We start from the raw sequence: 20,025 nt of genomic DNA, 5'->3' as shown, positions 1-20,025 counted from the left end.
GCCAAGGCGTCAATATCAATGCGCGCCAACAGCGCTCACAGCAGCAACCCTGAAACATCTAAAAAATGAGCTACCAGCGCTTACCCAGAAAGCGCCAGAAGGCATTTTGATGCTTAAGACGCGCTGCTGCCCTCACCCAACGGGGACACAATGGTTTGCTCGATGGAACCAAAAATACTGAGCCCGTCTTTGTTTTTCATTTCAACGCGCACCGTGTCGCCAAACTGCAAATAGCCGGTGCTGGCCACATCGCTTTGTTGCAACTCCATCGCGCGCTTTTCAGCAATGCTGTGATAGCCCTTGGGCCAATCGGTGCGCCGTGAGGAGGCTTTGCCGGTGGTGGCTCCCACATTGCTCACCACCCCGGTTCCCACCATGCTGCCAGCATGCACCGTGCGTGTTTTGGCAGCGTGCGCAATCAGTTGGCCAAAGTGAAACGCCATATCTTCCCCCGCGTCACACATGCCTACCTTGCGCCCATTCCAGCTGGTGTGCAGGGGCAAATGCACCTTGCCACCGCGCCACGCATCGCCCAGCTCATCGACCGTCACGGCCACTGGGCTCAAGCCCACCGCAGGCCAGCTTTGCACATTGCCCCACGCATGGCCGGGTGCGCTGGGCATGAGCTGGCGCAAGCTGAAAGTGTTGCTCAGCATCAGCAATCGAATGCCGTACAGCGCCTGTTCTGCGGACGCGCCCATGGGCACATCCGCTGTCACCGCCGCCAAACCCGCGCCAAAGTCGATCCCCATGGCTGCGCTGCCCAAGACCACTTCATCACAGGCGCCGACCAAGCTATCGCCCGCGCCTTGGCGCATCGTCGGCTCGGTCACACTCAGCGGCCATTGCGGCTGCGTCAACGCCAGGTGAGATGGATAGGCCGCCGCTTCCAGCCATTGATGGCTGCGCGGCAGCGGTGCCATGCACTGCGAGGCATCGAATGCGAAAACATGCTTGGCTCTGCCCGCATTGAGCTGCGTGTACACGTCCTGCAATTGGGGCGCCATAAAACTCCAGTCGTCCAGGACCTGCTGCATTCGTGAAGCAATGCCGGTGGCGTAGCAGGCCAAGCGCAGGTCACGCGACACCACGATCAGTTGTCCATCGCGGGAGCCATCTTTGTAAGTAGCAAGTTTCATGGGCTAAGAGTTGTAGACGCTAGGGCCATACCGCAGCAGCCACAGCGGGCTACTGCCAAAATAGGAGAACTGGGGTGGACGGCATGCACTGGCACACCGTCCACGGTGCAATCCCGCAAATTCTAAGGTTCACCTATGCCATCACGTTTTTTACGGTGGAGCGCTGCACTGCGCAGCGCCCCCAGCGGCCTTGCATTGTCGCTGGCCTTGAGTGCAGGCGCGCTGCACGCGCAAACCACCACCGCGCCGATTGAAGTGCGTAACGCGCAAGGCAAGCCGGTGGCGAGCGCACTGGCGTGGAAAGCGCCCGCTGCGGCACGCATGCAATTTACGGTGCAGGGCAAATTCAAAAACCTGCCCTATCAAACCAAGGCCCAGCTGGACTGGCTGCCGCAAGGCCAGCGCTATGAAGCCTCGCAGGAAGTGCAAATTCCGGTACTGGGCAGCCGCCGTCAGGCCAGTGTGGGCACGATCAATGCCAACGGATTGCGCCCAGAGATCTTCTTGGACCGCAGCCGCAAAGAAAACAGCGCCACATTTGATGCGCAAGCAGGCCAAATCCGCTTCAGCCGTGGCAGCGAACCCGCACCCTTGGTGCCGGGCACGCAAGACCGCATGAGTGTGTTTTTTCAGCTAGCGGGCATGCTGGCTGCAGCGCCCAAGGCCTATCCACCCGGCACGCGCATCACGGTGCAAGCCGCCAGTACCAGCCGCGTCGCCCCTTGGACATTTACGGTGCGCGGCACAGAAAACCTCGCTTTGCCTGCAGGGCGCATGGCGGCCATCAAGCTGGAGCACAACTCCGAGAGCAATGATGCCGAGGGCGTGCAATCGGCCTTGTGGATTGCGCCCAGCCTGGGTTACCTGCCGGTGCGCATTCGCATGGTGGAAGACGGCGGACGCGATGAGCTGGACCTAAAGCTCACGTCCCACAGCAACCCTTAAGCCCCACTGACGGGGTGCCCGCACACGGTTTGCCTATTCATGGAATACTGGCCTGGCATGCATTTCGTCATGCTGCTTGAAACTGTCGATAGTGCCTTCATCTAATGACTTCGCAGGCACTGTCAGGCAGACAAGAAAGGAGGGCCACCATGCAAATGCTTTATGACTCGGATTCTTTTGTGGTGCTCCATCTCAAGCCTGATTTGGGTTTGCCTACAGAAGTGATGCTGGCCGACGGAGAAACACCCGCACCCGCGCTGCCTCGCCACGGTTTTGAAATCGTCGACAAACGCTCGGGCAAAGAGGTCTATCTGGATGGGTCTTGGGCTGAACTCTTTCAGCAAGTCATTCAGGAGTGGCAGCGTAACTCTCCCAGCGAAGAAGAGGTTGAAGACACGCTGGAGCGCTATGCACAGCTGGCACAAAACCCTGTCTTGATTCATTAATCAAACTCTGTCTTTCACAAAAAAGAGGCCTCCAAGGCCTCTTTTTTTGTACCCGGCGAGGTGCTGCACCACATCAGATGTCACAGGTATTTATTGCCTCCAGCGACTTGCTGCTGCCGGTGCTGCTCCCGCTCCAGCAAACGTGTGAACTCCGCACTCGGCAATGGCTTGCTACACAGATAGCCTTGGTAAAGGTTGCAGCCATGCTGGCGCAAAAACTCCAGCTGTGCAGCAGTTTCCACGCCTTCGGCCAGCACTTCCATGCCCATGCTCTGGCCCATGGCAATCACAGCATGGCTGATGGCCATGTCGTCGGGGCTGTTGGGAATATCGCGGATAAAGCTTTGGTCAATTTTGAGCAGGTCAATCGGAAAGCGCTTGAGGTGCGCCAGCGATGAATAACCGGTACCAAAATCATCCACTGCCAGGCGCAGACCCAGGCTCTTGAGGTTGCGCAACACATTCAACGCTTCATCGGGGCGCTCTGCCAGTGCGCTTTCGGTGATCTCCAGCTCCAGGCACACCGCTGGGAAGCCCGAGCTCTCCAGCGCCTTGCGCGTGCAGCCAACGATGTCGGTGAGCAAAAACTGGTGCAGCGAGACATTGACTGCCATCGAAATCGCAGGCAGCCCTTGACTGCTCCACGCTTGCGCCTGGCGACAGGCTTCGGTCAGCGCCCATTCGCCCAAGGGGCCAATCAGCCCTGAAGTCTCCGCCACAGGGATGAAGCGCGCCGGGGAGATCATGCCCTCCACGGGATCGAGCCAACGCATCAACGCCTCGCAGCCCACAATATTGCCAGTCGCAATATCAATTTGGGGCTGGTAGAACATCTGCAAATGCCCTTGTGCCAAGGCATGGCGCAAGCGCGATTCCAGCGCAATCCGCTCACGCGCAGCCTGCGTCATGTCTTCATTGAAGAAACACCACAAATTACTGCCGCCCTTGCCTTGCTTGGCGCCATACACCGCGGCATGCGCACCCTGCACCAGCAGTGCCGCCGTCTGCGCGTGCTGCGGATAGCAACAGATTCCAGCGCTCACACTCACCACCACCGCAAAGCCATCTGGCGACTTCCAGGGCTGGGCCGCCGCATGGATCAAGCGCTCCGCAATATCCGAGGCATCTTCGCAAGACGTCAACTGGCGCGCCAGTACCACAATTTCATCTCCCGCCATACGTGCAATCAAATCGCCCGGGCGCAATCCGGATTGAACCTGGCGGGCAATGTGGCGCAACACCTCATCACCGACGGCGTGGCCGTAGCTGTCGTTCACGTCCTTAAAACGGTCCAGGTTCAGCAAGATGACCGCCATCTTTTCACTGCGCACTTGCGCCACTTCCACGGAGCGCGCCAGCTCCTGGCTGAACCAAGCGCGATTGGACAGGCCCGTCAACGCGTCGCGGTGTGCCAGAAACTGCAACTGCTCCTCACGCTGCTTCTCCTGGGAGATGTCGGTGAACATGCACACGTAATGGGTGGTTCTGCCGTGCTCGTCCTTGACGGCGCTCAGCGACATGCGCTCGGGAAAAATCTCGCCGTTCTTGCGCTTGTTCCAGATCTCTCCACGCCAGTGCCCGGTGAGGTGCAGGCTGGACCACATTTCGTCATAAAACGCTTTGTCGTGCCGCCCCGACTTGAAGGCCGAGGGGCGCTTGCCCAGCAACTCAGAAGATTCATAGCCCAAAAGCCGTGAAAACGCCGCATTGGTCGACAAAATATTGCTGTACGCATCCGTCACCACAATGCCTTCGGCCGTGTTGTCCACCACGGTGGCGGCCAAGCGCAAGCGCTCTTCTTCTTGGCGCTGCTGGGTTTTGTCCGAAATAATCCCGGAAAAACGCACCAGCTTGCCACTGTCATCCACATGGCGCGTGCCGCGTGCCTCATACCAGCGGTATTCACCATCAAAGCCTTGCAAGCGCGCTGTGACCACAAACGGTTTGCCCGTCCGCAGCGCCATGCGCACCTCGGCACCGACTGCAGCACGGTCTTCGGGGTGCAGACGGGCACGGAAATGGAAGTCCCGGCCAAAGTCATCGCCTTGGTAACGCAGGATGCTGGCCATGCCTTGCGAAAAGGTATGGCATTTGCGCACCATGTCCCAGTCCCACATCCCGCTGCCGCTGCCATCCAAGGCCAAACGCAGCTGCTCTTCGCTTTTGACCAGCTCCTGGCGCGCAGCCAAACGGTACTGCTCCGCACGCATGGTGCGCCGCACCAACCATCCCGCCAGGCAGCCAGAGGCAACCACAAAAATATAGTCTTGTGCTTGTTGCAGCGTGATGTACAGATCCCGGTCTTCTACCAGCAGCGGCATGATGAAGTCGCCCGCACCAAACCACAGCAAGCCAGTCACCAGATACAGCAGCAATGCACGTAAAGGCGCCAAGCGTGGGACAGCGTCCTCTTGTTGCATGTATTTCCTCAATTCCCTCTAGCCCCCGGCCATGCTGCGACAATCGCTGTGCTATGACCCAAGCCTATATCCTTACTCTTTCTTGCCCTGACCGCCGTGGCCTGGTGCATGCCGTCTCCGGATTCCTGCTGGAGCAAGGCGCCAATATCGAAGAAGCTTCCCAATACAACGACAGCGCCACCGGCCTGTTCTTCATGCGCGTGCAATTCGCCTGCGAAAGCTCCGACATTGCTGCGCTGAAAGCAGCCACCGCCACGCTGGCTGCAACGTATGACATGAAGTGGAGCCTGCATTCCAATGCCGAGCGCATGAAGACCGTGCTTATGGTCAGCCGCCAGGGCCACTGCCTCAACGACTTGCTGTTCCGCTGGAGTTCAGGCCAGTTGCCGATCGACATCAAGGCCATCATCAGCAACCACCGCGACTTCTACCAACTCGCGGCCAGCCACAACATCCCGTTCCACCACATCCCAGTGACTGCTGCCACCAAAGCACAGGCCGAAGCCAAGCAGTTCGAGATTATCGAGGCGGAAGGCGCAGAGCTAGTGGTACTGGCCCGCTATATGCAAGTACTTTCTAATGACTTGTGTCAAAAACTATCGGGACGTGCCATCAACATTCACCATAGTTTCCTGCCCAGCTTCAAGGGTGCCAAGCCCTACTACCAGGCGCACGACCGTGGCGTAAAACTGATTGGAGCGACCGCTCACTACGTGACCGCAGACCTGGACGAAGGCCCGATCATTGAGCAGGACGTGGCCCGCGCTGACCACACCGACACCGTGGAAGACCTCACCACCCGTGGCCAGGACACCGAAAGCCAGGTGCTGGCGCGTGCCGTGAAGTGGCACAGCGAGCGCCGCGTGATCTTGAACGGTCACAAAACGGTGGTCTTCCGCTAAACGGCACTGCTCTTCAATTAAAAGCAGCTAGCGCTCTTTGATTCTTGTTTTCGCATTGATTACATACTGAAAATAAGTAATAACAAGCGCTAGCAGCTTCTAAAAACAGAGCATCCTAAGCACCTCCACACCGCCCGCGGTACCGAACATGTCAACTCCACGCAACAACGGCCAACGCCCCACCCGTTTTTTTGACAGCAGATCGGCGCGGCGCATTCCCCCCATTCAATGTCTGCTGACCTTTGAAGCCCTGGCGCGCCTGCGCAGCGTGACGCTGACGGCCGAAGAGCTCAGCGTCACGCCCAGCGCCGTCAGCCACCGCGTGCGCCAGCTGGAACAGGTGCTGGGCACCCAGCTGTTTGGCCGCACCGACTTTTCGCTGACCACCGACGGGCAAAAGTACCTGCAGCAAGTGCGCGAAGGCCTGGGCGCGCTGCAATGCTTTCCCAACCACCCGGTGGCCAGCGGCCGCACCCGCCTGAAAATTGCCGTCACACCCACTTTTGCGCGCTGCATGCTGATTCCGCGGCTGGCGCAGTTCACCGAGGCGCACCCCGAAATTGATCTGACGCTGCAAGTCGCCATCCCGCTGCTGGACGTGGTGGCCGAAGATGCCGACCTGATGGTGCGCTACGGCGTGGGCCACTACGCCGACGTGGAGCACCTGGAAATCGCGCGCGATGTGTACACACCCGTCGCCTCACCCGCCTTTTTGCGCCAGCACGGCCCCATCACCAAACCCGAAGACCTGCAAGAGCTGCCCCTGCTGCGCAGCCCGCTGGAGTCGTGGCGCCCGTGGTTCCTCGCCGCCGGGCTGGACTGGGCCGAACCCACCGAGGGCTCGCAATTCAACGACGTGGGCCTGCTGTGCGACGCCGCAGCCGCAGGCATGGGCGTGGCCCCCGTGCGCCTCAAGCTAGGTGCCCCCTGGCTGGATAACGGCACCCTGGTGCGCCTGTTTGACCTGGAAATCCCCAGCCCCCACGCCCACTACCTGTGCTGGCGTACCGGCACCATGGACCGCTGGGAATGCAAAGCCTTCGCCGAATGGGTGGCGCAAACCATGTAAGCAAAAACAGCTGCTAACGCTTATAACGCCTGCGTTAACAGCTATTTTTTTAATTGCATCCTGCGCCACCAGCGTGGCGCTTTCACACAGGCTTGCAAGAAAAATCACAGCGCACCGCCCAGGCTTGCCCTACAGTCATTGCCCATGACAACCGCCAGCCTTTCCGAACGTGCTGCCCGCCAAGCCGAGGTGGTGCAAGCCCTGTCCCAGCATGTGCCTGACCATGCCCTGCTGTGGAACGCCGAAGACACCACCCCCTATGAGTGCGACGGCCTGACCGCCTACCGCCAGCGCCCGCTGGTGGTCTGCCTGCCCGAAACCTATGTGCAGGTGCAAGCCGTGCTCAAAGCCTGCCACGCCATCAACGTGCCCGTGGTGGCACGCGGCGCGGGCACCGGCCTGTCCGGCGGCGCCATGCCCCATGCCATGGGCGTGACGCTGTCGCTGGCCAAGTTCAACCAGATTCTTGACGTCGACGCCTACAGCCGCACCGCGGTCGTGCAATGCGGCGTGCGCAATCTGGCCATCAGCGAGGCTGCCGCCCCCTTTAACCTGTACTACGCCCCAGACCCCAGCAGCCAGATTGCCTGCACCATCGGCGGCAACGTGGCCGAAAACTCTGGCGGCGTGCACTGCCTGAAATACGGCTTGACGGTGCACAACATCCTCAAGGTCAAAGGCTTCACCATCGAGGGCGACCCGGTCGAATTCGGCTCGAATGCGCTGGACGCCCCCGGCTACGACCTGCTGGCCGCCATGATCGGCAGCGAAGGCATGCTGGCCGTGGTGACCGAAGTCACCGTGAAACTCATCCCCAAGCCCCAGCTGGCGCGCTGCATCATGGCCAGCTTTGACGACATGCGCAAAGCCGGCGATGCCGTGGCCGCCGTGATTGCCGCCGGCATCATCCCCGCCGGGCTGGAGATGATGGACAAGCCCATGACCGCCGCCGTGGAAGACTTTGTCAAAGCCGGCTACGACCTGACGGCCGAAGCCATTTTGCTGTGCGAATCCGATGGCACGCCCGAGGAGGTGGAGGAAGAGATCGCCCGTATGAGCGAGGTGCTGCGCGCCGCCGGCGCCACGGCCATCAGCGTGAGCCAGAGCGAGGAGGAACGCCTGCGCTTCTGGAGCGGGCGCAAGAACGCCTTCCCCGCCAGCGGCCGCATCAGCCCCGACTACATGTGCATGGACTCCACCATCCCGCGCAAGCGCCTGGCCGACATCCTGCTGGCCATCCAGGAGATGGAAAAGAAGTACCAGCTGCGCTGCGCCAACGTGTTCCACGCCGGCGACGGCAATCTGCACCCGCTGATCCTGTTTGATGCGAACGACCCCGATGAGCTGCACCGCTGCGAGCTGTTCGGCGCCGACATCCTGGAGACCAGCGTGGCCATGGGCGGCACCGTCACGGGCGAGCACGGCGTGGGCATTGAAAAGCTCAACTCCATGTGCACCCAGTTCACCACCGAAGAGAACCTGCAGATGTTTGCGCTGAAAGCTGCGTTTGACCCCGCAGGGCTGCTCAACCCCGGCAAGGTCATTCCCACCCACAACCGCTGTGCCGAATACGGCAAGATGCTGGTGCGCGGTGGGCAAATCAGTCACCCGGATTTGCCGCGTTTTTAAGCGATTACGCGCAGCGCCACAGGCTTTGCTGCCCTGCATTCCATGCAGTGCTGCAAAGCCTTTTTTACGGATAAAAATGACCAAATCGCCAGCACCCACTTACGCTGATTGCTATGTTTTTCAAAATCCATACAGACGCCAACCGCCCGTCCACAGCATCCATGAAAGCGCGATAGTGCGTACGCCCTGATTTACACATAATGGTTCGTGGGTGCTGGCCCGCTCGCGCACTGCGCGAGTCCTTCATTCCTGCTGCTGGCACGGTGGCAGAGGTTTTCAAGGAGCTATATGGGTGATACCGGCTTAGTACGCCATGTCCCAGGCACAGGCAAAAGAACGGCCCTCTGGATTGCCGTAAGTGCCGGCCTGCTGGCAGTTGCCCTCCCCATTGTGTTTTCCATCTATTGGGCTTGGAAACTCAATCTCAGCAACCAGATTGATTTCACTGCCTCGGTCGCTAAGGAGGTATTACGTAAAAGCAGTGAGGGCATTGAGCAGATGGAACGCATCACTGCTACCTTGGCACGCGCTGGCATGTCGGACCCCTGTTCGCTCGAAAGCCTGCGCCTGATGGGTACGCTGAAGCTGCAGTCCGACCAGATCCAAGCGGTCGGCTATGTGCAAGACAATGTGCTGCAGTGCACCGCCTTCGGGCGGCACAACATCTATCTGGGAGAGCCGACGTTTGTCACGCCCCTGGGCTCCAAGGTGTGGTCAGCCCATGAACTGCCGACGCAGCCGGGTTCCTCGTTTTTGATCCTGGCACCCCGAGCTAGAGGCTATGTCGTCATCATCCTGCCCAAAACCTTTCTGGATGTGTTTACCGATGATGCCCACATGTCGCTGGGGCTGTATTCGCTGTCGGCCCAGCGCGTCATCGTCAGCCGCGGGGAGTGGGAGCCCCAGTGGCTGGAGCGGCTGGGCAATGCGCAACAGGTGCAGTTTGTCGACAACGACAACTTTGTGGTTATCCGCCGCTCCGGCAAGTTTGAATTTGCCTCCTATGTGGCGGTGCCCGTGGTGAAGGTCGATGAAGGCCTGTACCGCATGGCCGCCCTCCTCGTGCCTGTCGGGGTGCTCGCTGGCACCCTGCTGGCGCTGGCCGTGCTGCATCTGGCACGGCAGCAACTGTCCTTGGCCGGGGAACTCAAAGTCGCGTTGAAGCGCAAAGAGTTCGTGCTGCACTACCAGCCCATCGTCGATTTGCAGACTGGCCAGTGGGTGGGTGCCGAAGCGCTGATCCGCTGGCTGCGCCCCACCGGCGAGATGGTGCCTCCGGATGTCTTCATCAAGGCCGCCGAGGAAACGGGCATGATCCGCGACATCACCGCGCAGGTCATAGCGATGGTGGGCCACGATGCACAGCACTTTTTTGCACGCTACCCAGACTTTCACATTGCCATCAATTTGTCGACGGCCGATCTAGAGTCGCACGCCACCGTGGAAAAGCTGGCCCGCCTGCGCCAGCAAATTGGTGCGCGCCCCGGCAACCTGATGGTGGAGGCCACCGAGCGCGGCCTGATGAAAGCGGACATAGTCCAACGCATCCTGAGCGAGATACGGTCGCTGGACATCTACGTCGCGATTGATGACTTTGGCACCGGCTACTCCAGCCTGTCGTATCTGGAAAAGTTCGATCTGGATTACCTGAAGATCGACAAGTCTTTCGTCGACACCATGGGCCAAGACTCCGCCTCCAGCCAGGTGGCGCCGCACATCATTGAAATGGCCAAGTCGCTGAATCTGACCATGATTGCCGAGGGGGTCGAGACCCCCGCACAAGCCCAGTATCTGCGCGAGCGCGGGGTGCACCTGGCACAGGGCTGGCTGTTTGCCAAACCCATGCCTTTTGCCCAGTTGCTGGAAGGTCTGGCCGCATCGCACCGCACGTGAGTAAGGCAGGCGCATAAGGGCGGTTTTGAAGCAAGGCCGCCGCCACGTCCCCTGGGGCTTCACACGGTATGGCCCAACACCCTGATCCACCCACCAGCCTGCAGCTGCTGAAGCAGCTGCGTGCAGCCCCTTCCAAACAGATAATTTTTTTCGAGCTAGCGCTTGAGCCGATGCTGAAAGTCATGCGTACGCAAAGCCATCTAAGCATCAATTAATTGCAAGTGCTCACACACAAACCAATCAATTCTTGGTAATAAGTTGTTATTTTTAAGTTTTTTTGTTACATTACAAAAAAATCACCATTAAAAAATCACATGGCAATGACAAGCAATAAATCGCTGAATTCACGAAAAATTTATTATAAAAATAATATATCTCGCCATATTAAAATTACTGCTGCTACAGCTATTTTACTGACCGCAACAGGCTGCCAAACCACACAAAGCGGTGGAAATATCATTAAAGATAATTTCGCTAGCGAAGACCCATGCTCTAATAATTCCAGAAATATTGGTATAGCAGTGGGTGTAGTCGGCGGAACTATTTTAGGAAAAGTATTAGGTGGTGATAAAACAGGTATGGTAGTTGGCGCTGCCGTAGGCGGTTTGCTAGGCGGATTAATTGGAAATGATATTGACCGTCGCCGCTGTGATTTATACAAAATAGCCAAACAACACCAAATTGATATGCAGGTAGACGATATCAATGAAGTGCAGGCAGATAAAAACAGCAGCAAAAAAGGGATGAGTGTTTCCGTGCGTGATAACAGCGAGCAATTTGCAGTCGGCTCCGCCAAACTCACTTCCAGCGGTACAGAAGCATTCAAAGCGATTGCCCAGAGCTACATGCCGTCACCCGATCCAAAAAATGCAGCGGCCACGCGTGAACGTACGCAAAAAATGCGCATTTTGTTGGTGGGGCACACCGATGACACGGGTTCATCTGCACAGAACGCGCAACTGTCTGAAGCACGCGCCCGTGCAGTGGCTGAAATTTTTGCCCGCCAAGGGTTTGATCGCAGCCAAATCTTCTACCAAGGTGCCGGCGAGACGCTCCCTATAGCCAACAATATCGATGAAGCTGGCCGTGCTCGCAACCGCCGGGTAGAAATTCTGGATTTGAGCGACGACACCGCGTTTGACAACTACCTCTCTGGCGGCCGCAGCACCAACACTGCGTTCTACCGTGAAGCTACGCCAGAGCAGCAAAAAACGGTGAGCACCAGCAGGGCCAAACCGCGCGCAGCAGGCAAAGCCCAAGCTGATAAAAACAGCACGGCCCAAAAGACTGTGACCTCCCCGTCATCCACCATCAGCGCCCACCCGCACATCATCGCTCCATCAGCGCATGCTGCGCCCGCAGTGACGCTGGCTACACCCTCAACGCCTGCACGCACTGCCCATGTACCCGCCGTCGGCATAACGCGCACCAGTATCAAACCGGGTGCAGTGGACTTTGGCGGTACGCCCGTCAACGGACGCCCGGCGGTGCTGGCACTGGGAGGCACAGCGCCCACTAGCACTTTTTCAATCATCTCGACAGCTCAGGCCGATGAGGCCGCAGGCCTGCTTAGTTGCTTGCAAGACCGCCCACGCGTTGCGCGGGGCGTGAAGTCTCTGCGCACCGACAAGCTGCGCACCACGGACTACTTGCCCGGCGTCTATGACAGCAGTTGGGTGGCCAGTGTCAACGGCCACCTGCTGGCACTCAACCACGTAGCCGTTTTGCGCGATGGCGCTGTGCCTGCGCGCAACCCTGATTTGCTGGTCTATCGCGACTACCAAGGTGACGCCAAGGCACGAGCAGATTTCACTAGCAAACCCGAAGTCAACGCCTATATGGGCAAAAATGGGCTGCTTTATCGTGTGTTCTCTGCAGGGCCAGTGCAGTGTATGGACATCTTGATTCCACACCAAAAAGCAACCACTGCCAGCAGCGGGAATCTGATTTACCCCGGCCAAGGTGATTATTTCCAAAAAGATTTTTCACCACGCCTGGCAAAATAAATAATCAAACATTACAATAGGAATAAAAATGGAAAACATTATAGATTTCATAACAAAAAATATAGTTGCCATAGGTACACTGATGGCAGTGGCACTGGTATTTATGGCTTATATTTCCAACAATCGATTTAAATTATGGGTAGTTGATTTTTGTGTCACATTCCCAGTCATTGGACATATTGCACGCCTGTCTAAAGATAAAACCCAAGGAACACCCGGCTGGTTGCGCTCTGAAGAAAAACTGTGTGCCAGCTATAAGCCTTTTGTGAATTTAATGACACGCGATATGTTCAATCAGCGTATTGAATACTTGCGCAAGGCTGCTGATTTGGGCCGCTCGCCCACACCATTTTTTGTGTGGACACTGCTGGTTGTACTGGTGATTGCCGAAGGCTTGGGATTTTCTTACCTGTTGGGCTCTTGGATGGCCCGTGAAGGCAGTGCCAACACCCACACTTTGCTGATGTTTGCCATCGTTTTGGTGTTGTGCGTGATTTTAGTGGCACTGACCCACTTTGCTGGTCACCAGTACTACCGCACTTCCTTGCTGCGTTCGTGCTTCGCCCGTTACAAAGAACGCGGTAGCGATGAATATTCCGTCAGCACCGTGTCTTTGAATATGGACCAATCGGTGGACTCCAAAGATCCAGACTTCAAGCAAACCATTAATCGCGTGGGCAAGCATTCGCACGACGTAGGCAGCTATGCCGGCGGCATTATTGCGATCATCGCGATTGCATTTATCGCCGTGGTGTCCACCTACATGCGCGTGAAAAACATGGAAAGCGAGCTGATCCGTGAAACAACGGGCCATACCGTGCAGGCACAAGCGGCTGCAAGTTCTGGCAACCCCTTTGACACCATGGTTCTACCCACCGAAGTGCAAGCGTCTCAGCAAGATGCGGACAGCAAAGCGCAAAATGAAGCGCTGGATGCCGTCTCCAGCGAAGGGTTGGCTGCATTTGCCATGCTGGGCTTCATCTTTGTGATCACACAAATCGTGGGTATGGGGGCAGGCTACAAGTACGAATTTGCAGGTCGCGAATCGCAAAAAGCGTTTAACGGCCTGGGCGGCTTTTCTACCTACGAAGACTATTTAGCTTACTTCCGCCCACTGCGTGACATGGTCAATGGCCGTTTGAAGGATTTGCAACAGCGCATTGAAAGCAAATCGCACACCAAACTGGAATTGCGCAACTCTTTTGACGATTACCTGCGCGAACAACGCCTCAAGGACCGCGAAGACAGCCAAATCAACTTTGACCCAATCGCTGCCGATCGTACCCCTATCGCTGCAACTACGGCCCAAGTGCCACCTGCTGTGCCAGTGCCAGTGCCCGTAGCATCTGTAGCGCCCGCAGCAGTTTCCGTTGCAGCTCAGGCATCGCCAGCACTGACCGTTGCCGATGTACTGGCTGCCATGCAGGCCATGAACAACGACACAGAAGCAGAGAAAGCATATTTCTTGAGTCTGCCCGACAGCATGCGCAAGGACCCCGAACTGCTGTCCTGGCTGAAGGAGCGCAAGGCTGCACGTGAGGCCGCCGCCAACCAAGCTGTCGTCAATGACCTGTTCTAAGGCAAGAGTCATGAATTTGCTGAAAACATGCATTTTCACGGCCCTGTGGGGTGCGGCATCTTGGAGTATGGCCAGCACCATCAACTCTGTGCCCAGTTGCTACGCAGCCAACAAGCTGCCCATGGCCGCGCCAGCGCCTGAGCGTGAAGTGTTCATCTTGCTAGACCAGACTACGCCGCTGGATGCCAGCTTGCAAAAATCCGTCATGGACAACGCAGGCCGCCTGATCCAGCCGGGCACGGCCTATTCGATTGCCACCTTCTCCTCGTTTGGCCAAGGGCGTTATCTGGAACTGCTCTCTGCCGGCACCTTGGAGGTACCCCTGCCTGAAGCGACACGCAGCAGCGTGGGTGTGAAAGTGCTGCGCAGTCTAGATGCTTGCCTGACCGGCCAACAAAACTATGTGCGCAAGGCAGCTGCCACAGCGCTGCAGCAAGCCATGGCCGGTATCAGTGCGGACTATGCCAAGTCCGATGTGATGGCCAGCGTCAAAGAGATGTCTGCGCGCATCAACCAGTCGCCCGCGCCTTCCAAGATTTTGTTCTTGGTCTCTGACATGCTGGAGAACTCTGGCGTCAGCAGCTTCTACGCCAACCGCAACGTGCGTTCACTCAACGCCAACACAGAGCTGCAAAAAGCAGCGTCTGCAGGCATGCTGGCGGACTTGGCTGGAGCACGCGTATTTGTACTAGGTGCTGGTCTGGTGCAAGACGCCAACAGCAAAGGCTTTGCCAAAGACAGCGGCATCTACCGCGACCCGAAGACCATGGCTGCACTGAAAGATTTCTGGTCGCAGTACTTCCAACGCAGCGATGCCAAGCTGCAAGAGTTCGGAATGCCCGCTCTGCTGGTGCCAGTGCAGTAAACATTCAACGCGGTCGATGCGTTCGATGCAGCTCATCACTACCCAGCATCCATCACATCGCACCCCATTAAAAAGAGAGCAGTTAGCGCATATGCAAAGAGGCTTTCAGCATTTATAGATTCTGAAAGCCTCTCACAAAAAGCGCTAGCTGCTCTCTTTTTTATTTATATGCTGCCGGTGCCGCGAACCCATTGCGCCCCGGGAACTCGGGGGCCAGCGCTCGCGCATTCGGCATCTTCAGCCACAGGCGCAGCAGCTTGCGGCGCTGCTGCGGCGCGTCATGGTCTTCAAACCCATTGCGCGAATGCAGCACCGCGTAGTTGTTGGCAAACTGCATGTCGCCAGGCTCCAGCATCATGTCCAGCCGCAACGCAGGCATGTGCATGGCGTGGTCGAACACATCCAGCGCCTGCACTTCTACAGGGGTGAGCGGCAGGTTGCGCATTTCGTGGCCCAGCTCGAGGTACTGGCGCAGGTAACGGCACGTGAGCTTGCCTTGGTGGTAGCTGAAGATCGGGGTCAGGCCCGGCTCGGTACCGGTTTCGCACAGGTGGGCGCAGTACCACTGACGGTAGTACAGGCCCAGCAACTCTGGATGGGTACGCAAAATTTCGTTGTAGATGGCACCCACACTCACCAAGCTGGAGAGGCCCCCCTCTTTGGCTTTGCGCACGCACAGCAGGCCCACCACGTCGGAAGGGTCGGTGTGGTAGGGCAGGTAGCTGTTAGTTTCGTACACGCGGGTGGTTTTTTGCGTTTTGTCACCCACATTCATCACCAGCCCCAGCAGGTCACCGCGCGGGTTTTGCCGCACAGGCTGGCCCAGGTGCAGGCCAACGCCGTAGTAGATGGCGCTGATCTGCTCATCGCTATAGCGCGCTACGGGCAAGCCACGCAGCAGGACAAAACCGCGGCCGTTTTCCAGCGTATCTGCGTGTTGCGCCAGCTCGGCCCGGAAAAACGCGGGCAGCGGAAAGTTCGCTTGCGTGAAGTGGGGAAACGCCAAGCCCTGCTGCTGCAAATGGGCCAAGGCCGCATCCAGCGCAGCAATGGCTTGCGCGCTGAGGTGGTGAATCCATGTCGTGTCGCCCGCCAAGTCGTCACCGCGCCATGCGGCAGGGCCTGTCACCGGGGTTTGAAGAATGATGCTCACGCTGTACTTTCCGTCTGACTGAAGGCAATTCAGGGTTAACCCGTAAAACAGCCATCCTAGTGCGCAAACCGCCAGGCTGCAGAGCGGTGCAATCGCCATCGAAGACGTGAGGCATCACTGGTTTTTTTGCAGCCTGCACGGCCGCGCAATGATCGTGATGAAAAGTTCTTTGCAGGCGTTTTTCTTTCAGCCGTTCGCTTTTGCTGTGCAAGCCGTTTTTGCGCACGACCCATTCGGCACAGTTTTTCGCCATGGGACTGCATGGGCAAAAACCCAGTTTTCGCCCCCCAAGGCCCTGCTCTACAGTGAGGCATTCGCTATTTGCTGGGAGGCGCCATGGCCAGTGCTGGGGGTGATTGGAAAGACATGTACTACGCCGCAGAGCGCGGCGATGTGGACTGCGTGCGCTTTCACCTGCGTGAAGGGGTGGATGTGAACTACCAGCACCCCGAGGCGATGATGTCCGCCTTGGTCATCAGCATCTTGAACGGTCATGCTGATGTGGTGTGCGCGCTGCTCGAGCATGGGGCCGACGCCAATCTGCCCGCCGAACTGGGGAGCATCACGCCACTGCAAGCTGCACAGCAGCAACAGCGCGCAGACCTGCAAAGACTTTTGCAGCAATTTGGCGCCCATGCACCACCGGCCCCCAGTCGCATCCATTTTTGGCGACGCTGGCTGCCGCTGTAAAAAGGCCGCCACGCCCCTTTGTTTCCGGCTCCGCGCCACAATGCCGGTTTTATGCAGATGGTTGCGCCCACCTTATGACTGAACTGAGCTTTGAAGAACACCTGCAAGCAGGCAACACCTTGGTCGCGCAGGCCCAGCAAGCCGCCACGGTAGATTTTCAGCAAGCACGCGCCCTGTGGCAGCAGGCGGGCAAGCATTTCTTCCACGCCCACCAGCTCGATGGCGGCGATGCTCAAGCGGCCTTCCGGCTGGCACAGGCCTGGATGGCCGAGGCCTACGCGCTGCAAAAACAAGAATCCAGCAACGCCCTGGTGATGTGGAGCAACGCCGCCGCACAATGCGAGCTGGCGTTTGACCTAGCGCCCGAAAATGGCCGCATCGCCATGACGGCAGCCAGCTGCCACCACTTTGCCGGAGAGCACGATGCCGCCAAAGCCTGGAAGCAAATTGGCACGCATTTGCTGGCTGATGAACAAGCCGTCGCCGAGCAAGACAACGCGGAGGACAGCAAGGCCGAAGGCGCAGCGTAAAACGCGCCGACTTTCGTCTGCTTCAACACCCGGCGCAGGGTACGGTACCGATTAGCGTGCGCTCCACCTGCTGGTCTTGCACATCGCCTGCTGCGCCAGCTGCATACGATGCGCAAGCTGGGCCAAGGCAAACAGCCATCCCAAAAAACAGGAGCAGGCCGCGCCCCAGCAGCTTGGCTGCGGTGCACATTATTGCTTGCACTCCAGTTTCGGTATATGTAACGGCCGACCGCCCCCAGCGCACTGGGCGGTTCACTCATGCAAGCTACGCAGTGGCCAGAAAACACCGCCGAAGCAAAACGGGCAGGCACACCACACAGCAATGCGCGCTCCCCTCCGCGCGTTTGTTTTGCGCTACAAACTGCACAGAAGTTCAAGTTAATGAGAATAAGTAGCATTACGAAGTGCAATAATCAGTGCACTTCACGTCCACCCAAAAATTCATAACAAGGACATCGCAGCCCCCATGCCCACGATACGGCGGCTGCGGCTCTTCACCGTTTTCTAACCTGTCTGAATGCCAGCACTGCTGGCAGGTTTTGCCATGTCTAAAAAATCACCTGTGTTCTCCATCAAGCCTACGCTGCTCGCTGTGGCTGCGGCAGCTTGCGCATCTGCTGCCGCACAAGAAGCCAGCCAAACACTGTCCGAAGTGGTGGTTTCCGCTTCGGGTTTTGAGCAAGACATCAAGGAAGCGCCTGCGTCTATTACCGTTATCACCCGCAAACAGCTGGAAGAAAAGCGTGTCAGCAACTTGGCGCAGGCACTGGAAGACGTGGAAGGTGTAGATGTCGGAGCGGGAACCGATAAAACCGGTGGCCCGAACATCAGCATTCGCGGTATGGGAGCGGATTACACACTGATCCTGATTGATGGCCGTCGCCAGAATGCCGCTGGCAACGTTACGCCCAACGACTTTGGCGGCACACAAACCAGCTTCATTCCTCCCGTTTCAGCAATTGAGCGTATTGAAGTCATTCGTGGCCCTATGTCCACGCTGTACGGCTCCGATGCCATGGGCGGCGTGATCAACATCATCACCCGCAAGGTCAGCAAGACCTGGGGGGGCTCCATCACGTTGGACGGCTCACTCCAAGAAGAGTCCTCTTTTGGTGATACGTATGGCGGCAAGTTCTACCTCAGCGGCCCTATTAAGCAAGATGTGCTCGGCTTAGCCTTGCGCGGTAGCAATGCCAACCGCGAATCCGCCGACATCACTTACTTAGATGACCTGGGTGCAGAAGTGACGCCCGGAATGGCAGCCAACCCGGTCAAGTCTGAGATCAATACGTTGGGCGTTCGCCTGTCCCTGACACCCAATCGCCAGCACGACATCATTTTGGATGTGGAGTCTGGCCGCCAGCGTTACGACAACTCCAAGGGCCAGATGGGCACGTTGGGTGCTGCGGGCGGTTACACCCAAGAACAGAAGTACAACCGTGACCAATGGTCGCTCTCGCACACTGGCCGCTACGCCTTTGGGGTGTGGGATACCAGCTACATGGAAAACAAAACAGAAACCATTGGCCGAATCAATCCAACGACGCTGACTGGCGCTGGACTGTCGGGCGGTGGCTTGCCGCGTCAACTGGAAACCACTAGCAAAGTGTTGGACTCCAAGGTAGTCATGCCTTTGGGCAATCATTTGACAACCTTAGGTGGCCAGTACATGCAAGTGGAAATGATCGATGGTGTCTCGACCACTGGCAAGTGGAATTTTAAGCAGCACGCATTGTTTGCCGAGGACGAATGGAGCTTGACCGACAGCTTCAAGTTGACCTTGGGTGGCCGTTATGACCACCACAGCGAATTCGGCAGCCACTTCAGCCCACGCATTTACGGTGCGTGGAAGGCGAACTCTTTCTGGACGGTTAAAGGTGGTGTCAGCGAAGGCTACAAAACTCCTCGCGTAGAACAGTTGTCGCCAGGTATCAATGGATTCGGAAGACAAGGCGCATTGCCGCTGATCGGCAACCCAGACCTGACGCCAGAAACAAGCCGCAGCACTGAATTGAGTTTCCAATTCGACGATGCGCAGCGCTTCTCCGGCGGTATCACGCTCTTTAACAACGAGTTTAAAGACAAGATCGCTTCAGGCGATCCACGCCCGAACTGTACTTATACAACCTTGCCCAACCAGCCCAACTGTATCAACGTAGGTAACTGGCCAACCATTGCAGAGTTCGGCCAGTCGATCAACATTGATGAAGCCGTTACGCGTGGTATTGAGCTGAATGGACGCTATGTCATCAACTCCGCTTGGAGCTCCAGTGCCAACTACACCTACACCGAAAGCGAGCAAAAGAGTGGGGAAAACAAGGGAGAGCCGCTGACTGACACACCCAAGCATGCATTCAACTTACGTTTTGACTGGAAGCCTTCTACGCAATGGAGTGCATGGGCCCGTGCTGAATACCGCAGCGAGAGATACCGTGGCAACCCAAATTCTTCCGATGCCGCAACTGCGGCTGCGGCACAAGCCTTGGGCGACTACAAAGCCTTTACGCAATTCCACATTGGCGGAAGTTACAAGCCAAGCAAACAACTGACCTTCAACGCAGCCATCTACAACTTGTTTAACAAAAACTTTGTTGACTATGGCTCGTATCAGTACATCAACCGTGGCGCTATGACTACTGCTTACAGCAACCGCTATCGCAACCCACAAGAAGGCCGCCGCCTGTGGGTTTCCGGTACTTACGAGTTCTAACTCTGAACTCAAGCCATTAAAAAGGGAGGACTCGCGCCTCCCTTTTTGC

At 57.5% G+C, this 20,025-nt stretch carries 16 protein-coding genes; 12 read left to right on the top strand and 4 right to left on the bottom strand.

The features are described 5' to 3' along the window. Positions 1 to 113 precede the first annotated feature (113 nt). On the bottom strand, positions 114 to 1,139 hold the full coding sequence (locus B3R00_RS04270) for a fumarylacetoacetate hydrolase family protein (protein WP_286997626.1): 1,026 nt from the start codon (positions 1,137 to 1,139) through the stop codon (positions 114 to 116). 135 nt (positions 1,140 to 1,274) lie between these two features. Here B3R00_RS04270 and B3R00_RS04265 point away from each other — a divergent pair, with 135 nt between their 5' ends. Together B3R00_RS04265 and B3R00_RS04260 are read left to right on the top strand one after the other, a co-directional pair. Beyond that, the gene (locus B3R00_RS04265) at positions 1,275 to 2,084 is read left to right on the top strand and encodes a DUF3108 domain-containing protein (protein ID WP_286997625.1); all 810 of its coding nucleotides are present in this window, start codon (positions 1,275 to 1,277) and stop codon (positions 2,082 to 2,084) included. Positions 2,085 to 2,233: 149 nt separating this feature from the next. Further along, the gene (locus tag B3R00_RS04260; RefSeq protein WP_219163012.1) at positions 2,234 to 2,530 is read left to right on the top strand and encodes a BTH_I0359 family protein; all 297 of its coding nucleotides are present in this window, start codon (positions 2,234 to 2,236) and stop codon (positions 2,528 to 2,530) included. Between the two features lie 80 nt (positions 2,531 to 2,610). Here the strand turns inward: B3R00_RS04260 and B3R00_RS04255 are convergent, their stop codons facing one another. Next, complete coding sequence (locus B3R00_RS04255; protein ID WP_286997624.1) at positions 2,611 to 4,950, bottom strand: putative bifunctional diguanylate cyclase/phosphodiesterase; 2,340 nt, start codon at positions 4,948 to 4,950, stop codon at positions 2,611 to 2,613. 53 nt (positions 4,951 to 5,003) lie between these two features. On the opposite strand from B3R00_RS04255, the gene purU reads away from it, so the two are divergent. The 3 genes from purU (at position 5,004) to B3R00_RS04240 (ending at position 8,550) form a co-directional block, all read left to right on the top strand. Beyond that, positions 5,004 to 5,852, top strand: coding sequence for a formyltetrahydrofolate deformylase (gene purU, locus B3R00_RS04250; RefSeq protein WP_174862348.1), 849 nt, complete (start codon positions 5,004 to 5,006; stop codon positions 5,850 to 5,852). A 148-nt stretch (positions 5,853 to 6,000) separates the two neighbouring features. Beyond that, positions 6,001 to 6,921 (top strand): LysR substrate-binding domain-containing protein, encoded by a 921-nt coding sequence (locus B3R00_RS04245; protein ID WP_286997623.1) that lies wholly within the window; start codon positions 6,001 to 6,003, stop codon positions 6,919 to 6,921. A gap of 144 nt (positions 6,922 to 7,065) precedes the next feature. Then, positions 7,066 to 8,550, top strand: coding sequence for an FAD-linked oxidase C-terminal domain-containing protein (locus B3R00_RS04240; protein ID WP_286997622.1), 1,485 nt, complete (start codon positions 7,066 to 7,068; stop codon positions 8,548 to 8,550). Here the strand turns inward: B3R00_RS04240 and B3R00_RS04235 are convergent. Continuing rightward, on the bottom strand, positions 8,547 to 8,681 hold the full coding sequence (locus B3R00_RS04235) for a hypothetical protein (protein WP_286997621.1): 135 nt from the start codon (positions 8,679 to 8,681) through the stop codon (positions 8,547 to 8,549). The two genes, B3R00_RS04240 and B3R00_RS04235, sit on opposite strands and share 4 nt — an antisense overlap. Before the next feature lie 157 nt (positions 8,682 to 8,838). On the opposite strand from B3R00_RS04235, the gene B3R00_RS04230 reads away from it, so the two are divergent. From B3R00_RS04230 to B3R00_RS04215, 4 genes are all read left to right on the top strand, one after another. Continuing rightward, positions 8,839 to 10,443 carry an EAL domain-containing protein gene (locus tag B3R00_RS04230; protein ID WP_286997620.1) on the top strand — a complete coding sequence of 535 codons (1,605 nt, stop codon included), beginning with the start codon at positions 8,839 to 8,841 and terminating at the stop codon, positions 10,441 to 10,443. A 314-nt stretch (positions 10,444 to 10,757) separates the two neighbouring features. After that, positions 10,758 to 12,449 carry an OmpA family protein gene (locus tag B3R00_RS04225; RefSeq protein WP_286997619.1) on the top strand — a complete coding sequence of 564 codons (1,692 nt, stop codon included), beginning with the start codon at positions 10,758 to 10,760 and terminating at the stop codon, positions 12,447 to 12,449. Between the two features lie 286 nt (positions 12,450 to 12,735). Beyond that, positions 12,736 to 14,028, top strand: a complete 1,293-nt coding sequence (locus tag B3R00_RS04220) for a hypothetical protein (RefSeq protein WP_286997618.1) — start codon at positions 12,736 to 12,738, stop codon at positions 14,026 to 14,028. 10 nt (positions 14,029 to 14,038) lie between these two features. Further along, entirely contained in the window at positions 14,039 to 14,893 is an 855-nt protein-coding gene (locus B3R00_RS04215; RefSeq protein ID WP_286997617.1) for a hypothetical protein, read from the top strand. Between the two features lie 160 nt (positions 14,894 to 15,053). Here the strand turns inward: B3R00_RS04215 and B3R00_RS04210 are convergent, their stop codons facing one another. Beyond that, complete coding sequence (locus tag B3R00_RS04210) at positions 15,054 to 16,046, bottom strand: TauD/TfdA family dioxygenase (protein WP_286997615.1); 993 nt, start codon at positions 16,044 to 16,046, stop codon at positions 15,054 to 15,056. 336 nt (positions 16,047 to 16,382) lie between these two features. On the opposite strand from B3R00_RS04210, the gene B3R00_RS04205 reads away from it, so the two are divergent. The 3 genes from B3R00_RS04205 (at position 16,383) to B3R00_RS04195 (ending at position 19,976) form a co-directional block, all read left to right on the top strand. After that, on the top strand, positions 16,383 to 16,736 hold the full coding sequence (locus tag B3R00_RS04205; RefSeq protein WP_286997614.1) for an ankyrin repeat domain-containing protein: 354 nt from the start codon (positions 16,383 to 16,385) through the stop codon (positions 16,734 to 16,736). 74 nt (positions 16,737 to 16,810) lie between these two features. Next, positions 16,811 to 17,266, top strand: coding sequence for a hypothetical protein (locus B3R00_RS04200; RefSeq protein WP_286997612.1), 456 nt, complete (start codon positions 16,811 to 16,813; stop codon positions 17,264 to 17,266). A 544-nt stretch (positions 17,267 to 17,810) separates the two neighbouring features. Next, positions 17,811 to 19,976 (top strand): TonB-dependent receptor domain-containing protein, encoded by a 2,166-nt coding sequence (locus B3R00_RS04195; RefSeq protein WP_286997610.1) that lies wholly within the window; start codon positions 17,811 to 17,813, stop codon positions 19,974 to 19,976. The last annotated feature ends 49 nt before the right edge of the window (positions 19,977 to 20,025 follow it).

This window comes from Comamonas sp. UBA7840 (genome assembly GCF_002501455.1).
Taxonomy (GTDB): domain Bacteria; phylum Pseudomonadota; class Gammaproteobacteria; order Burkholderiales; family Burkholderiaceae_C; genus Comamonas; species Comamonas jiangduensis.
Note: the sequence above shows the minus strand (reverse complement) of the source record. Positions and strands in the feature narration are given on the sequence as shown.

Coding starts and splice junctions, on each gene's coding strand:
- B3R00_RS04270 (WP_286997626.1), bottom strand. CDS start 1,139: ATGAAACTTGCTACTTACAAAGATGGCTCCCGCGATGGACAACTGATC.
- B3R00_RS04265 (WP_286997625.1), top strand. CDS start 1,275: ATGCCATCACGTTTTTTACGGTGGAGCGCTGCACTGCGCAGCGCCCCC.
- B3R00_RS04260 (WP_219163012.1), top strand. CDS start 2,234: ATGCAAATGCTTTATGACTCGGATTCTTTTGTGGTGCTCCATCTCAAG.
- B3R00_RS04255 (WP_286997624.1), bottom strand. CDS start 4,950: ATGCAACAAGAGGACGCTGTCCCACGCTTGGCGCCTTTACGTGCATTG.
- purU (WP_174862348.1), top strand. CDS start 5,004: ATGACCCAAGCCTATATCCTTACTCTTTCTTGCCCTGACCGCCGTGGC.
- B3R00_RS04245 (WP_286997623.1), top strand. CDS start 6,001: ATGTCAACTCCACGCAACAACGGCCAACGCCCCACCCGTTTTTTTGAC.
- B3R00_RS04240 (WP_286997622.1), top strand. CDS start 7,066: ATGACAACCGCCAGCCTTTCCGAACGTGCTGCCCGCCAAGCCGAGGTG.
- B3R00_RS04235 (WP_286997621.1), bottom strand. CDS start 8,681: ATGGATTTTGAAAAACATAGCAATCAGCGTAAGTGGGTGCTGGCGATT.
- B3R00_RS04230 (WP_286997620.1), top strand. CDS start 8,839: ATGGGTGATACCGGCTTAGTACGCCATGTCCCAGGCACAGGCAAAAGA.
- B3R00_RS04225 (WP_286997619.1), top strand. CDS start 10,758: ATGGCAATGACAAGCAATAAATCGCTGAATTCACGAAAAATTTATTAT.
- B3R00_RS04220 (WP_286997618.1), top strand. CDS start 12,736: ATGTTCAATCAGCGTATTGAATACTTGCGCAAGGCTGCTGATTTGGGC.
- B3R00_RS04215 (WP_286997617.1), top strand. CDS start 14,039: ATGAATTTGCTGAAAACATGCATTTTCACGGCCCTGTGGGGTGCGGCA.
- B3R00_RS04205 (WP_286997614.1), top strand. CDS start 16,383: ATGGCCAGTGCTGGGGGTGATTGGAAAGACATGTACTACGCCGCAGAG.
- B3R00_RS04200 (WP_286997612.1), top strand. CDS start 16,811: ATGACTGAACTGAGCTTTGAAGAACACCTGCAAGCAGGCAACACCTTG.
- B3R00_RS04195 (WP_286997610.1), top strand. CDS start 17,811: ATGTCTAAAAAATCACCTGTGTTCTCCATCAAGCCTACGCTGCTCGCT.